This is a genomic window from Catenibacterium sp. RTP21428st1_D7_RTP21428_210409 (assembly GCF_040227455.1).
In the GTDB taxonomy this organism is placed as follows: Bacteria; Bacillota_I; Bacilli_A; order Erysipelotrichales; family Coprobacillaceae; genus Catenibacterium; species Catenibacterium mitsuoka_A.
Map to the genome: position 1 here is coordinate 1 of NZ_JBEHVX010000068.1, position 14,114 is coordinate 14,114.

Annotated in this window: 15 protein-coding genes; 12 read left to right on the forward strand and 3 right to left on the reverse strand. The window is 32.1% G+C overall.

All coding sequences use genetic code 11. The annotated features are described in order from the left end of the window. Positions 1-86: 86 nt before the first annotated feature. Positions 87-869, reverse strand: coding sequence for a MurR/RpiR family transcriptional regulator (locus ABUA27_RS09535; protein WP_006504429.1), 783 nt, complete (start codon positions 867-869; stop codon positions 87-89). A 427-nt stretch (positions 870-1,296) separates the two neighbouring features. Between ABUA27_RS09535 and ABUA27_RS09540 the strand changes: the two genes are divergently transcribed. Next, a complete protein-coding gene (locus tag ABUA27_RS09540; RefSeq protein WP_349820619.1) occupies positions 1,297-2,349 on the forward strand; it encodes a restriction endonuclease in 1,053 nt (350 codons plus the stop codon). 31 nt (positions 2,350-2,380) lie between these two features. Then, positions 2,381-3,478 carry a hypothetical protein gene (locus tag ABUA27_RS09545; protein ID WP_288835202.1) on the forward strand — a complete coding sequence of 366 codons (1,098 nt, stop codon included), beginning with the start codon at positions 2,381-2,383 and terminating at the stop codon, positions 3,476-3,478. Positions 3,479-3,486: 8 nt separating this feature from the next. On the opposite strand, the gene dcm is transcribed toward ABUA27_RS09545, so the two are convergent. Continuing rightward, complete coding sequence (dcm, locus tag ABUA27_RS09550; RefSeq protein WP_129981231.1) at positions 3,487-4,743, reverse strand: DNA (cytosine-5-)-methyltransferase; 1,257 nt, start codon at positions 4,741-4,743, stop codon at positions 3,487-3,489. Positions 4,744-4,885: 142 nt separating this feature from the next. Here dcm and ABUA27_RS09555 point away from each other — a divergent pair, with 142 nt between their 5' ends. Beyond that, the gene (locus ABUA27_RS09555) at positions 4,886-6,385 is read left to right on the forward strand and encodes a Sau3AI family type II restriction endonuclease (RefSeq protein WP_129981232.1); all 1,500 of its coding nucleotides are present in this window, start codon (positions 4,886-4,888) and stop codon (positions 6,383-6,385) included. Positions 6,386-6,397: 12 nt separating this feature from the next. Beyond that, positions 6,398-6,811 carry a very short patch repair endonuclease gene (locus ABUA27_RS09560; protein ID WP_129981233.1) on the forward strand — a complete coding sequence of 138 codons (414 nt, stop codon included), beginning with the start codon at positions 6,398-6,400 and terminating at the stop codon, positions 6,809-6,811. A 12-nt stretch (positions 6,812-6,823) separates the two neighbouring features. Here the strand turns inward: ABUA27_RS09560 and ABUA27_RS09565 are convergent, their stop codons facing one another. Next, a complete protein-coding gene (locus ABUA27_RS09565; RefSeq protein ID WP_287846509.1) occupies positions 6,824-7,855 on the reverse strand; it encodes a LacI family DNA-binding transcriptional regulator in 1,032 nt (343 codons plus the stop codon). A 197-nt stretch (positions 7,856-8,052) separates the two neighbouring features. Between ABUA27_RS09565 and ABUA27_RS09570 the strand changes: the two genes are divergently transcribed. The 8 genes from ABUA27_RS09570 to ABUA27_RS09605 are packed head-to-tail and all read left to right on the forward strand — an operon-like array spanning position 8,053 to position 14,074. Next, positions 8,053-8,706 (forward strand): ribulose-phosphate 3-epimerase, encoded by a 654-nt coding sequence (locus tag ABUA27_RS09570; protein ID WP_129981235.1) that lies wholly within the window; start codon positions 8,053-8,055, stop codon positions 8,704-8,706. Positions 8,707-8,718: 12 nt separating this feature from the next. Further along, positions 8,719-9,174 (forward strand): ribose 5-phosphate isomerase B, encoded by a 456-nt coding sequence (gene rpiB, locus ABUA27_RS09575; RefSeq protein WP_129981236.1) that lies wholly within the window; start codon positions 8,719-8,721, stop codon positions 9,172-9,174. A gap of 22 nt (positions 9,175-9,196) precedes the next feature. Then, positions 9,197-10,162, forward strand: coding sequence for a Gfo/Idh/MocA family protein (locus tag ABUA27_RS09580; RefSeq protein WP_287846508.1), 966 nt, complete (start codon positions 9,197-9,199; stop codon positions 10,160-10,162). After that, a complete protein-coding gene (locus tag ABUA27_RS09585; RefSeq protein ID WP_129981238.1) occupies positions 10,152-10,661 on the forward strand; it encodes a VOC family protein in 510 nt (169 codons plus the stop codon). Before ABUA27_RS09580 ends, ABUA27_RS09585 begins: the two co-directional genes overlap by 11 nt. Positions 10,662-10,664: 3 nt before the next feature. Next, positions 10,665-11,600 carry a DUF7916 family protein gene (locus ABUA27_RS09590; RefSeq protein WP_129981239.1) on the forward strand — a complete coding sequence of 312 codons (936 nt, stop codon included), beginning with the start codon at positions 10,665-10,667 and terminating at the stop codon, positions 11,598-11,600. 9 nt (positions 11,601-11,609) lie between these two features. Beyond that, positions 11,610-12,635: a Gfo/Idh/MocA family oxidoreductase gene (locus tag ABUA27_RS09595; protein WP_129981240.1), complete on the forward strand. Its 1,026-nt coding sequence runs from the start codon at positions 11,610-11,612 to the stop codon at positions 12,633-12,635. Position 12,636: 1 nt separating this feature from the next. Then, a complete protein-coding gene (locus ABUA27_RS09600; protein ID WP_129981241.1) occupies positions 12,637-13,632 on the forward strand; it encodes a Gfo/Idh/MocA family protein in 996 nt (331 codons plus the stop codon). Beyond that, a complete protein-coding gene (locus ABUA27_RS09605) occupies positions 13,625-14,074 on the forward strand; it encodes an HAD family hydrolase (RefSeq protein ID WP_349820618.1) in 450 nt (149 codons plus the stop codon). The genes ABUA27_RS09600 and ABUA27_RS09605 overlap by 8 nt, the downstream gene beginning before the upstream one ends. Positions 14,075-14,114 lie beyond the last annotated feature (40 nt).

The window sequence follows — 14,114 nt, forward strand, 5'->3', positions numbered from 1 at the left end:
TGCCAGCCACTACGTGGCTGGCATGGGTACATGTTTTTAATTATTTCACCTGTCTACTTGACAGGGGCGCATCATAATTGAGGTGCTTATTTTCTTTCGGAATATAATCCGTAATAGTATGAAATGATTTCTGCGAAAAAGTGAAGAGTTGTTCTATTATCGAATTGTTTTAAAACAGTTGTTTGACTTCTAGGTTCAACAGTAGAAGGTAGATAATAAACCATATTTGCATAATTCTTTAATGTCGTGTCATTGTTCATTGTAATAAGTACAGTATATGCACCTTTTCGTTTTGCTGTTTTAAGCAAGTCTAGATAAGTATTTGATCCTGAAACACTAAAGATAATAAGTAAATAATCTTTTGATAGACAGTTATTAAGATATGTGAACTGAGGTTGATCTGTTACAGCTTCGAAGAACTTATTGTATGAATATAAGGAATATACGAGCTGACTAGCACAGAATGAAGAGTTACCAATACCTAGAGATTTTACATAAGGATATTCATCTAATAGCTGTGCTAACTCTTGTAATTGTCCATCATAGGAAGAGTTACCTATTTGATTAATAGTGAGTGCATAATTATTAGATATTTGTGAAAGAATAGTGTTTTGTGTGTTTTCAACATTATCCAAATTTTCATTTTTATAATACTCTTCAACAGAATATTTAAACTCTGAATACCCTCTATATTCAAGTTTTTTAGCAAACCTAAGCATTGCAGATTTAGAAGTTTGACATAGTTCACCTGCTTCAATAATGTTATGTTCCATAATGATAGAAGGATCTTTCATTATGAGAGTACATATTCTTTTTTCTGTTGGTGTGAGATTTGTATAATAAATACTGATTTTTTCTTTTAAGTTCATATGATGTGTACCCCTTTAGGTGCATTATACATGATAAATGGCTATTATATATGAAATTTTTATAATGTTTCATATTTCTGTTTGGATATTGTTAATTTATCGCATAAAAAAGCTTATTTGTATTCGAATTGGTAGTGTAGATGAATCTTGATAATTATTAAGGGAAGGTATGAGTTAAAATAATCGTTCTTGTACATGCCACTGTTGTTAGGTAAGATTAATATAGTGTAATATATTTATAAGAGATTATTATACAAGTGAAATAATGGTAGAAGTTGCTTATGAATACTTACAAATGATGATTTGCAAATAGATTGTGTTTATAAAGGTAGTAATGCTTCTAATCTTAGTTCTGATCCTCTATCTCATCTTTTTCTGTGTGGAAACGCTGGTGGATTTAGAAGAGTGATTTCAGGACAGCTACAGTATATTACCCACTTATGTCCTTTTATATACTTCTATGGAAGAATTAGAATGGCTAGACTTTCCCGATGAGGAGACAGGCGTATTCAGATATTATGGCGATAATAGAAAACCTGGAAATGATATGAGAAACACAAAGAAGAAAGGTAACCTTTTATTGGAAGAGGTATTTAAATTACTTAATAGTAATAATCTAGAAGATATGCCACCTTTCTTTGTGTTTAAAAAAACTGGAAATGGAAGAGATATCCAGTTTTTAGGTTTAGCTGCACCTGGAAATAATAATATATCGCCAGGTAGAGACTTAGTTGCATTATGGTGTTCATTGAATGGCCAAAAGTTTCAGAATTATGAAGCTTACTTTACAATACTAGATACTAAGGTGAAAGGTATTTCTAGAGATTGGATTAAATCTTTATCCGAAAATCATTCGGCAAGTATAGATATTGCACCTGATGTATGGAAGAAGTTCATTTCTCAAGGTAGAGATGGGATAGAAGCATTGAAGGTACCTAAGATTATTCATATCCCTAGTAAGTATGACCAATTACAGTGTGATGATGAAGGTAAGAAGTGTGTTGATGTTATTAGGGAACATTATAAGGATAATCCATATGGTTTTGAATCATGTGCAATGGATTTATTGATTAAGATGGATAATCACTTTGTTGATTTCAATCTTACTCGTCTATGGAGAGATGGTGGAAGAGATGTTATTGGATACTATTCCATTAACGGTGGTGGTAAAGTGAATGCCCCACTAAAGATTGAATGTGCACTAAAAGCAAAGTGCTATTCTGAAAATGGTGGTGTAGGTGTAAAACAAATGTCTAGACTTATATCTAGAATTAGATATAGACAGTTTGGAGTTTTAATAACAACAAGTTATATTGATAGTCAAGCTTATCAAGAGGTTGTGGAAGATGGTCATCCTATATTAGCTGTTATTGCGACAGATATTGCAAGAATACTTAGAGTGAATTCTATTACTAGTGAGGATATAGATGAGTATTTAAGCATTATTGATAGTAAAAGAAAAGAATGGGAAGAAAATTAGTAAAGAATCAAAATTAAGGAGATGAAACTATATGGAAACAGCAGATATTGAAAAACAATTAACAATAAAATGTTTGAGTTCATATTTACAACAAAGTAATAAAAGACGTTTGCATAATATTAATGTTTTAAGGGATTTTATAGATTGTGAAACTAAAAAGAAAAATTTGAAATCGGGAGAAAAAGAGGCTGATTTGCTATTTCATGAAACATCCAAGGGTGAAAAAATATCAATTAGATTTCCAGGTAAAGAATCTTTGCCTAGGGGGAAAGATTCAAAAACATACCCACAAGATTATCGCCCTAAAATCATTACTAGAGATGGTGAAGAATTACCTGATTTAACATTTGAAGATATGTGGTCAATAATGGATTGTATTAATGAAAATGCTAAAAAATATATGAAATGCATATCATTAATATTTTTCAGAATGGGTAGAATGATGGATTATGAATGTAAGAATGAAAAAATGAAACTTACATGTGAGGGACAAGAGGAATTAGTTGATTTGAATTTATGGCGCATTCATTTTGATGAAGAGTGTTTTAAGTCACTTGATTCTGGGATTGAAAGTATTATTCTTTTTGATAAATATAAAATTAGTTATGAAGCATTTATCTATTTTTTTGAATTAATTTTGCAAAACGAAGATGGAAAATACTATGATAAAAAAGGTAATCTTTCTTCAGGGAGAACTAATACTAGCGATTCCATGCTTTTATTAGCTTCTTTTTTCGCAGGTTTTACTGGTATATCTTCATTATTACATTTATTTGTAAGGGGTAAAGGTATTGGTAAAATGACAAAAGAACAGATGATGAAATATATGGGAAATAGAATAGAAATTTACAATACAAGAGACATTATATTACAATACCCTAATTTTGAAGGTGTTCGACATAGAAAAACACTTACAAAAACGATTGAAAAAAATATGCTCACTATGGTTGCAAGAGATGATATCGAAAAAATAGGATATGTTAATAAAATAAACGATAAAAAAACAATGACTTATGAAGTCTTCAAAAAAGCGGGATGGGAAATTGTAGATATAAGTACGATGGATTATGATTCGCTTGTTGAATTCTTAGACTCAAAATATAAAAATACAAATACAAAAGCAGAGTAACCATTAGGCTACTCTGCTTTTATAATCTCTTCTAATCTTGACTCTAGTGTATTAATGATGAATGTAACTAAGGCATTACCCATCATGAAATATCTCTGTCTATCAGTCATTCCTGTATTTGTCCAGTTATCAGGAAAATGCTGTAATCTTTCAGCTTCCACTGGAGTGATAATTCTCTTTTCTCCTGTATCTAGATCTGCAACAACATGACTACTTCTGTTTACTGTACCTTCACTAGTTAACATAGTTCTACTTGGTAAATCAATATTTTCAGGATATGCAATCTTTCCTTCAGAGAAGTTATAAGTAAAACCTTCTGCATTTGTTCTTGTGATTCGCTTAGACCCTTTTAAATATTCGAATTTCTCTTTTTGTTTATCATTCAAGTAGAATTTCTTATCTACGTTATGAAGTAGAGTATCTTTTAAAGGAATCGGTTCTTTGAACTGAGGCTCTGTCTTAAAAGTTACAATTTCTCCATTCACCATGCAACCTGTATTTTCGAAGTTTGCATGGAATTTTTCTGTCATCTCTACAGTATCTTCATAAGAAGTCACATCATAAGTTCTAATAGGAGTATCAATCAAGTTGATTGGGAACTGTCTTGCAAACAATCCTTCCTTTACAATAATATCCTCAATCTTCATATCAGAAAGTACTTCTGCATACTTTGTATCTTTTCTCCATGCAAAAATGAATGTTCTTCTTCTTCTCTGTCTTGCTCCATATTCAGCAGCATTGATAACACGCCATTCTACATCATAACCTTCATCATTGAAAGTTCTAAGCATAATACCAAAGTCTCTGCCACGCTGTTTAGAAGGTGATTTAAGTAATCTATCTACATTTTCTAATAATACAAAAGGTGGCTTTTTCGCATGTAAAATCTTTGCAATTGACCAGAAAAGAACACCTTTCTTACCTTCAATCCCTTTTTCACCGCTAAGAGATCTTGCGACTGAGTAGTCCTGACAAGGAAAACCTCCGACAAGAAGACTATGATTAGGAATATAATCGGTATCCTCGTCTAGGTGAGCTACTTCTTCTTGGATATCTGTATTGGAAGTATGTTCTTTACCAAATCTTGTACAGTAGCAGTTATATGCAGGCTGTGCTTTAGTAGATGGTTCAAACTGATTCGCCCAAACGAATTTCCAATTTCTATTTTCGATTGCTTTGTCATTTTCATCAAATGATTTAATATCATTCAATCCTACTCTAAATCCACCTACACCGGCAAATAGTTCTACAACTGTTAGTTCCATGTATACTTCCTCCGTCTTATGTTATAATATAATTACATTTTTATGTATTAACCTATAGCACATCTATTATACATTAAATAGAATTTTCGATCAATAGGCAAAGTGATCTATATATTATCATTTTTCAAGGAGGATTGTAAGTATGAGTGATGAAAAAAATAAAGTTTATCAAAGCATAGAAGAACTACTGGAAACAGCGCAGTCTTCTCTTGGTGTTCCTTTTAAAGAGTATGATGTGAATAATCGTTTAAAAGGCGGTAATAAGGGAAAGATTGGACAAGTTATTGAAGAGGGATTATTCCATAAGGGTATTGATAGTCGACAAGAAGCAGACTTCCCGGAATTAGGAGTAGAATTAAAAGTCACTCCAATGAATAGAGTAGGGAAAGATAAGAATATGGTTTCTGCAAAAGAGAGACTTGTTGTAACTATGATTAACTACATGAAGGATTATGATATTTCTTTTGAAGATAGTCATGTTTTAGATAAGCTCAATAAAGTCCTTTTGATGTTTTATTTTAATGAGCCTGAAAAGTTGAATTATGATTTATGCATAGATAAGATTTTTCTGTATGAGTTTAAAGACATACCAGAAGAAGATAAGCAGATCATAATTAACGACTATAATATTATTATTGATAAGATTAAAAGTGGACATGCTGAAGATATTTCTGAATCAGATACATATTATTTGAGCGCGTGTACAAAAGGGGCTAGTGCAGCTACTTCTTTTGTTGATCAACCATTTAGCTCTGTTAAAGCTAAAAGAAGAGCGTTCTCATTGAAACCTAAATATATGACAGCTTTATTAAGGTCACAGGTATTTAATGACAATGCTATTACAAAAGAAAGCTTGATGAAAACCTCAGGAATTATTGGCAGAGATAATATATTTGACAGGATGGTAGAGTATTTGTTTTCATCTTATTATGGTAAATCATTATCCGAGATTGATGAGATGATTGAAACACCTGTAAATAGAAAATCTCTTAATTATTTGAGAAGCTATATTGCAAGAATGATGAATGCTTCACCAGAAACTAAGAGTAAAGATATTGACGAATATTATGATGAATTCTATAAGGCAAATATTAAAATTAAAACAATTCGCATTAAGAAGGATGGAACTATAAAGGAGTCAATGAGTTTCCCTGCTTTTAAGTTTAAAGAGATTGTAGAAGAGAATTGGGAAGATTCCGAATTAAGAAATAAGTTCATTGATGAAAAGTATTTGTTCTGTGTATTTGATGAAATAGATGATTCTGAATATGAATATAGATTTAGGGGAACTGTCTTATGGGCAATGCCTGAAAGTGACTTAGATGGAAAAGTGCGTGAAGCTTGGGAAAGAACAGTATATCTAGCAAAACACGGAATAGAATTTACAATAAGTGAAAACAAGAATGGCTTGATTGTGCATAATAATCTTCCGGCTAAAAAGGATAATCTGATTGTTCATGTAAGACCACATGCTAGCAAAGCTATTTATGTGTTTAATGATGGTAAAATAATTGGCTCAGGAAATATACAAACTGATGGTGATGAATTACCTGATGGTACTATTGTGACTAAACAATGTTTCTTCTTGAACAATGATTATGTACTGGGATTAGTGAATAAGTATTTACCTTTAAAAGATTAAGAAGGTGAGACTATGCCTGATGTGTTTACAAAAGAACAACGTTCAAAGGTAATGAGTCATATTCGAGGAAAAGATAATAAACCTGAAACGATGGTGAGGAAGTACTTATGGCATCATGGATTTAGATATCGTAAGAATGATAAGAGTTTGCCAGGTACACCTGATATTGTAATTTCTAAATATAGAACAGCTATTTTTATTAATGGTTGTTTTTGGCATCACCACTATGGTTGTAAGTATGGAAAATATCCACAATCAAGAACTGAATACTGGGTTCAACATATTAATAAGAATGTAGAGAATGATGTGAAGAATTATAATCTTCTCCAACAACTTGATTATAAAGTGATAGTAGTATGGGAATGTGAAATCAAAGAAGACTTTGATCACAGAATGAAACTACTCATAGAAGAAATAACACAGTAAAAGGAACACCCTCTAGTGGGCTGTTCCTTTTCTCGTTGACTCTCTTCTAATTACCTCAACAGGAAGTATATATCTTTGTTTATTATTCTCTATTTCTTCATTATTCATTAAATTCATTAATAACTTACATGCTGTTTTTGCAAGTCCAGGAGTATCCTGTCTCACAGTAGATAGGGAAGGATGTGATGTTTTAGATATAAAAATATCATCAAAGCCTATAATTTTTACTTCTTCAGGTACTTTTATATGATGCTCTAATAAAGCCGTTAATGCACCATAGGCACGCCAGTCATTAGTCGCAAATATTCCGTCAAACTTAATTCCTTTCTCTATTAATTCACTTACTGCTTTTTTAGAGCCTTCATAGTTTGCTGTATCAATATCTAATAGTAATTCTAAATCTGTACTATGTTCTAGATGATAATCTTCTAAAGCTTGATAATACCCACTACGTCTTTGCTTATTCACAGATAAAGATCTATTTCTAGATAATATCACTATATTCTTGCATCCTTGTTTAATTAGTTCCTCTGTTGCAAGATATCCTCCTAAATAATGATTAGATTCTACATAATAAGCATTGCTGTGATCTTTAGGTTTTCTATCAATACATACTATCGGTATACTTCTACTTAAACTGTTAGTGGGAATCTGTTCTATTCCAGAAATACAAATAATACCATCTACTAACTTACTATCTAAAGATTTAAAATACGCTATTTCTTTGTTTTCATCCTGTGATGTATTGCATATAAATACAGAATAGTTTTTATCAAAGAAATAATTTTCTATTTCCAAAGCAAGTTGTGAAAACCATTCATTATTAATATGAGGTACAATTAAACCTATTGTTTTTGATTTAGATGTTCTTAAACTTTTGGCTGCAATATTCGTTGTATAACCATATTCTTTTATTATTTTTTCAACACGCTCTTTTGTTGCTTCAGAAAATCTTCCATTATTATTAATTACTCGAGACACTGTTGCAACAGATACATTCGCAAGCTTTGCGATTTCTTTGATGGATATATTTTTTTTAGTCATAATTTTTTGAACCCTTTCATAATTAAATTATATAAATTCGTATATTGAAATTCAATTACATCAGACTTTTTGAAAATAATACATTCCATATAAATGAATGGCATAATATGTGCCATTCATTTATATGGAAACCGTGTTTGATGATGATATGATATATATATGTAAAAGGTAAACGTTTACCCAGAAAGGGGATTATTATGGAAAAACTATTATGCCCATCTATGATGTGTGCTAATTTTGGCCATTTAGAAACAGAAGTAAAAGAGTTAGTGGATGCTGGAATTGATATCTTTCATCTAGATATTATGGATGGAAGTTTTGTGCCTAATTTTGGAATGGGATTACAGGATGTGGAATATATCTGTAAAAAATCTACGAAACCATGTGATGTTCATCTTATGGTTGTTAATCCTGGGGATTATGTAGAAAAGTTTGCTTCATTGGGGGTAAGAATCATCTATATTCATCCTGAAACAGATAAACATGCATGTCGTACATTACAGAAGATTAAAGACGCAGGTGTGCATCCTGGAATTGCAGTAAACCCAGGAACATCTTTTGAAACAGTCAAAGAACTATTACATCTATGTGATTATGTTATGCTAATGTCTGTTAACCCAGGATTTGCTGGTCAGAAATATTTAGATTTTGTAACACCTAAGTTTAAGAAGTTTGTCGATGAGTCAAATAACTATGGTGGTTATGATGTTATGATTGATGGTGCTTGTTCACCAGAAAAGATACATGATTTATCTAAAATTGGTGTTAAAGGATTTATTTTAGGTACAAGTGCGTTATTTAATAAGGGACGTCCTTATAGTGAAATTATACCAGAACTTAGAAAAGTGTAGGAGGAGATGTAAATGAAAATTGGTATTGGTAATGACCATGTAGCAGTTAGCTACAAGAATGAAATTAAGTCTTATATTGAAGAAAAGTATGGCTATGAAGTAGTGAATTTCGGTACAGATAGTACTGAAAGATTTAATTATCCAGTAGCTGGTGAAGCAGTCGCAAATGCTGTAGTAAGTGGTGAAGTAGATAAAGGAATTGTTATTTGTGGTACTGGTGTTGGTATCTCTTTAGCTGCAAATAAAGTAAATGGTATTCGTTGTGTAACATGTAGTGAGCCATATTCTGCATTGTTATCAAGACAGCATAATAATACAAATATGCTTGCATTTGGTGCACGTGTCGTTGGTATTGAACTAGCTAAAATGATTGTTGATGCATGGTTAAGTGGTGAATATGAAGGCGGTCGTCATCAGGTGCGTATTGATATGCTAAAAGAAATTGAGGAAAGACAAAAGCACCATTAAGGTGCTTTTTTGAGGTGTGCTTATGATTAAATGGGGAATTATTGGAGCAGGACATATAGCTCAAAGATTCGCAAAAAGTTTGATACATAGTGATCAAGGAAAACTATACGCTATTGCCAGTCATACTGATACAAAATTAGATTTATTTAAAGAAGAATATCCAGAAATTAGCACTTATACAGATTACATGCAAATACTAGAAGATAAAAATGTAGATGTTGTATATATAGCTTTAAGACATAAAGACCACTATAAGTGGGCTAAAGAAGCTTTATTGAATAAGAAGGCAGTTTTATGTGAAAAACCTGCGACGCTTAGTGTAGAAGAAATGATTGATTTAAAGAAGCTTTCTATTGAGAATCAGTCATTTTTTATGGAAGGTATTAAAACAAGATTTATTCCAGTTATTCAGGAATTAAAGAGGCTGTTAGATGAAGAGGTCATTGGGAAAATACTTACTATAGAAAACAGATTCTGTTATGACATTCGCAACACAAAAGAAACACGTTATCTTTATGATCCTGAACAGGGGGGTATTTTGAATGATGTAGGTAGTTATGTGTTAGGCAGTATTATTGATTATATTCATGTACCTCTTAAAGAAATAAATGTAGAAGCACACTATGAACACGGTGTAGATGTCCATGATTATGTAAGACTATATTTTGGAGATTATCAATCAGCATCATTTGAAATAGCTATGAACGAAAAGAAGGAGCCTATAATGTTGATCAATGGTAATCATGGAACGATAAAATGTTGTCCATTTTATCGTCCAGAAAGTATCGAGATTAAGGTTAATAGAGAAGATGCTTACACAATTACAAAACCATATATCTATGATGACTTCTATACTGAAATTGAAGAAGTTCATAAATGCTTAAAAAAAGGACTTATAGAGAGTCCTCGTATGACATTGGATGATTCAATAAAATGTGCATCTATCACAAATGCTATTAGAAAGGAGATGGATAGTAATGAAGTTTAATGAAATAATGCACCTTTCTTTTTATACATCTCACATGGATGAAATGAGAGATTTCTATGAAAACAAGCTTGGTTTAAAAGCAAAAATTATTATGCGATATGAAGCATATCAAGGTAAAAAAGAAAGAGGTTTTTGGGCTCAAAGAGCTGAAACAGACCCTAAAGGAATTGCATATATCTTTATTGAATTAGCTCCAGGACAATATTTAGAGTTATTTCCTAAAGCTGATCATCAATTGGAACATGAAGCACCTGATACACGTTTAGGTTATTCACATTTTGCACTCATGGTAGATGATATTTTTGAAGCGAGAGAAGAATTAGTTAAAGCTGGTGTAGATATTGATATAGAACCTAATAAAGGTCAGTCAGAAACATGGCAGATGTGGATTCATGATCCGGATGGAAATAAGTTTGAGATTATGCAGTATACAGATAAATCATTGCAGTTTAAAGGAAATATTGAAGAAGATAAAGAAAAATATGGAAAGGAGAGATGAAATATGGAATTAGATTATAACGTAGTAAGATTAATATCAGCAGAGCCGAGTAAAATTGCTACTTATAATGGAAGGCAGTTAAAAGAATCTATCTTGAAATCAGAAGGAAGAGTTCTTATGGGTCAAACATATCTTCCTAGTCCTATTTTGATTCCTGATTGCACAAGTACGGAACTTATGTTTGCATTTGGCACAGATATGGTTTTACTAAACGGATATGATTTTGATCATCCTGAAAAATTGCCAGGTATGCAAGGGTTGTCTTTTGAAAGAATAGAAGAGTTAGTAGGCAATAGACCAGTAGGTATTTATATGGGATGTCCTAAAGAGGGCGTAGATATGAATGACCCTAGAGTGTCTAGTGTTGCACCTATGATGTATACAAAAGAACATGCATTAAAGGCAAAAAAAATGGGTGTGCATTTTATTATTCTTGGAGGTAATCCAGGAAGTGGAACTTCTATCAAAGATGTGATTCGTGCGAGTAAAGAATGTCGCGAAGTATGTGGTGATGACATGTTGATTTTTGCAGGTAAGTGGGAAGATGGAATTGTGGAAAAAGTCTTAGGTGATCCGCTTGCTACTTATAATGCGAAAGAAGTGATTGATGAACTAATTGATGCCGGAGTAGATATTATCGATTTTCCTGCACCAGGATCAAGACATGGTATCACAGTAGAAATCATCAGAGAATTAGTTGAATATACACATCGTAAGGGTGCTCTCGCAATGGTATTTTTAGATAGTAATGTAGAAGCAGCTGATGTAGATACAATAAGAGAAGTTACTTTGCTAATGAAACAGACAGGCTGTGATGTACATGCAATTGGTGATGGTGGCTTTGGCGGTGGAACATGGCCAGAAAACATCTATCAGATGTCAGTAACATTAAAAGGTAAAGCTTATACATGGAAAAAAATGGCAACCCCAAAGAGATAGGAGAATAATATGGATAAACTAGTAGTTGCTTATATTGGATTCGGAAATAGTGTTTGTAGATATCATTTGCCATATGTGGAAAGAAGAAAAGAAACAATTCAGGTTAAATACATTTATCGTAGAGATGTAGATAGAGTTGGAGATGAAGAAAGAGAAACATGGTATCCAAGTATTACGTTTACAAGTGATATTGAACAGGTAATGAGTGATCCAGAAGTTAATCTAGTGGTAGTTAATACACCGGATCAGTTTCATGTTGAGTATACTATGCAAGCATTAGAGCATGGAAAAAATGTTTTATGCGAAAAACCATTTGCAATGACAGCAAAACAGGCAGAAGAAGTATTTGCATATGCTAAAGATAAAGGTCTCGTTGTTATGGCAAACCAGAATAGACGTTTTGATGCAGATATGAGAACTGTCAGAAAAGTAATTGAATCAGGCGTATTAGGTGAAATATTAGAAGTTGAATCACATTATGATTACTATCGTCCTAGTATTAAAGATAGAGTTGGAATGGGTATTCTTTATGGTTTGGCTGTACATCCTATTGACCAGATGATTGGGCAATTTGGTGTTCCTAAGAAAGTTGTATATGACTGCAGAAGTTTTGATCATCCAGGTGAAAGTGATGATTATTATGATATTGATCTTTTTTATGACAATATGAAAGCTATAGTTAAAACAAGTTATTATGTAAAATTAGATTATCCTAGATTTATTGTGCATGGTCGTAAAGGAAGTTTCTTAATGCCTCAATTAGGACATCAAAGTGCTTTAAAAGCAAAACCAGGACCAGTAGAAATCAGCTTTGATCCATTACCAGAAGATAAATGGGGAACTCTTTCTTATATTGATGATGAAGGTAATGATGTTACAAAGAAGGTGCCTACCGAAATTCAGGATTATGGATTGATCTATGATAATCTGTATGAGGTTATTTTTAATAATGCTGAAAAGGTAGTCAAAGATCAAGAGGTTGTAGAAGTTCTTCATATTATAGAAGAAGCAACTAAAGCTGCTAAGGAGGTCTAGTATGAGACTTGGTATTGCGGGATCAGGAATGATTGTAAGAGATTTATTTCGCTTTATACATGATGTAGATGGAATAGAGCTTGAAGCTATTGCTTCTACACCTAAATCTATAGATAAAGTTAAAAAGATGGCTGCAGATGAAGGAATTAAGAAATATTATCCAGATTATCAGCATCTTCTTGATGACGATGAGATAGAGGTTATGTATATTGCATCACCAAATCATTTACACTATTCTATGTGTAAAGAAGCTTTAGAACATGGTAAACATGTTATTTGTGAAAAACCTTTTACATCAAGAGTAGAAGAATTAGAAGAACTTAATAATATTGCAAAGAGTAAGAAATTATTGTTGTTAGAAGCTATTTCTACGCAATATCTCCCTAATGTTTTGAAAATTAAAGAACTACTTCCAGAGTTAGGTCAAATTAAGATTTTTAGTGCGAACTATAGTCAATATTCATCAAGATACGATGCTTTTAAACAAGGTAATATTCTTCCTGCCTTTGATAATACAAAATCAGGAGGTGCTCTAATGGATTTGAATATTTATAATATTCATTTAGCTGTTGTTTTATTTGGGAAACCAAAGAAAGTGCATTATGATGCAAATATTGAGAAGAATATTGATACATCGGGTATTATTACTTTGGATTATGGATCATTTAAGGCTGCACTTATTGCTGCAAAAGATTGTAAAGCACCTATTATGACTTCGATTCAAGGCGATAAAGGATCAATTATTATTCATACGCCTGCCAATACATTAATAGGTTTTGATCACTTGCTAAATGACAATACAACAACTCCATATGCATTACAGGATAATAAGCATCGTATGTATTTTGAATTTCTTGAATTTGTTAAAATATTCAATGAAATGAATTTTGATAAAGCAGATGAAATGATGAAAAATAGTCTTATTGCAATGGATATTGCGACAAAAGCTAGAATGTCGGCAGGTGTTCATTTCAAAGCGGATGAAGCCCATGAGTAAAATATTATTTAGTGATTTTGATGGGACTCTCTTTTTTGAGGATGGTTTTCATCAGGAGGATATAGAGGCAATACGAGCTTTTCAGGAAGAAGGTAATAAGTTTGCTTTGTGTACAGGGAGACCTCTAGGTGGGGTACTTGCTTTAATAGAAGGTAAAATTAATCCTGATTATTATGTTCTTTGTACAGGAGGACTTGTTCTTGATAAGGATTATCAAGTTATTTATGGACAAGAGATTCCTTTTGATTTGGTAAAAGAAGTTTGTCAAAAATATGAAAATGAATCAATTGCTGGACCACATTGTTTAGATAAAGATTCTTTATATTTTGCACATATTCCAAATGACGCACCTAGTTATATTAAGCAATTTGATTCAATTGATGAATTTAAAAATCGTAAAATTTATTTGAATACCCACAAACCACAGGTCAGTGAAAATTAAATTTCATAAACACCGATTAAACGGCGTTCATGAAGCTGAA

What these genes read in the sequence shown, in the direction of transcription:
- rpiB (WP_129981236.1), top strand. Translation starts at nt 8,719, where the DNA reads ATGAAAATTGGTATTGGTAATGACCATGTAGCAGTTAGCTACAAGAAT.
- ABUA27_RS09605 (WP_349820618.1), top strand. Translation starts at nt 13,625, where the DNA reads ATGAGTAAAATATTATTTAGTGATTTTGATGGGACTCTCTTTTTTGAG.
- ABUA27_RS09565 (WP_287846509.1), bottom strand. Translation starts at nt 7,855, where the DNA reads ATGACTAAAAAAAATATATCCATCAAAGAAATCGCAAAGCTTGCGAAT.
- ABUA27_RS09570 (WP_129981235.1), top strand. Translation starts at nt 8,053, where the DNA reads ATGGAAAAACTATTATGCCCATCTATGATGTGTGCTAATTTTGGCCAT.
- dcm (WP_129981231.1), bottom strand. Translation starts at nt 4,743, where the DNA reads ATGGAACTAACAGTTGTAGAACTATTTGCCGGTGTAGGTGGATTTAGA.
- ABUA27_RS09560 (WP_129981233.1), top strand. Translation starts at nt 6,398, where the DNA reads ATGCCTGATGTGTTTACAAAAGAACAACGTTCAAAGGTAATGAGTCAT.
- ABUA27_RS09555 (WP_129981232.1), top strand. Translation starts at nt 4,886, where the DNA reads ATGAGTGATGAAAAAAATAAAGTTTATCAAAGCATAGAAGAACTACTG.
- ABUA27_RS09595 (WP_129981240.1), top strand. Translation starts at nt 11,610, where the DNA reads ATGGATAAACTAGTAGTTGCTTATATTGGATTCGGAAATAGTGTTTGT.
- ABUA27_RS09590 (WP_129981239.1), top strand. Translation starts at nt 10,665, where the DNA reads ATGGAATTAGATTATAACGTAGTAAGATTAATATCAGCAGAGCCGAGT.
- ABUA27_RS09580 (WP_287846508.1), top strand. Translation starts at nt 9,197, where the DNA reads ATGATTAAATGGGGAATTATTGGAGCAGGACATATAGCTCAAAGATTC.
- ABUA27_RS09535 (WP_006504429.1), bottom strand. Translation starts at nt 869, where the DNA reads ATGAACTTAAAAGAAAAAATCAGTATTTATTATACAAATCTCACACCA.
- ABUA27_RS09600 (WP_129981241.1), top strand. Translation starts at nt 12,637, where the DNA reads ATGAGACTTGGTATTGCGGGATCAGGAATGATTGTAAGAGATTTATTT.
- ABUA27_RS09545 (WP_288835202.1), top strand. Translation starts at nt 2,381, where the DNA reads ATGGAAACAGCAGATATTGAAAAACAATTAACAATAAAATGTTTGAGT.
- ABUA27_RS09585 (WP_129981238.1), top strand. Translation starts at nt 10,152, where the DNA reads ATGAAGTTTAATGAAATAATGCACCTTTCTTTTTATACATCTCACATG.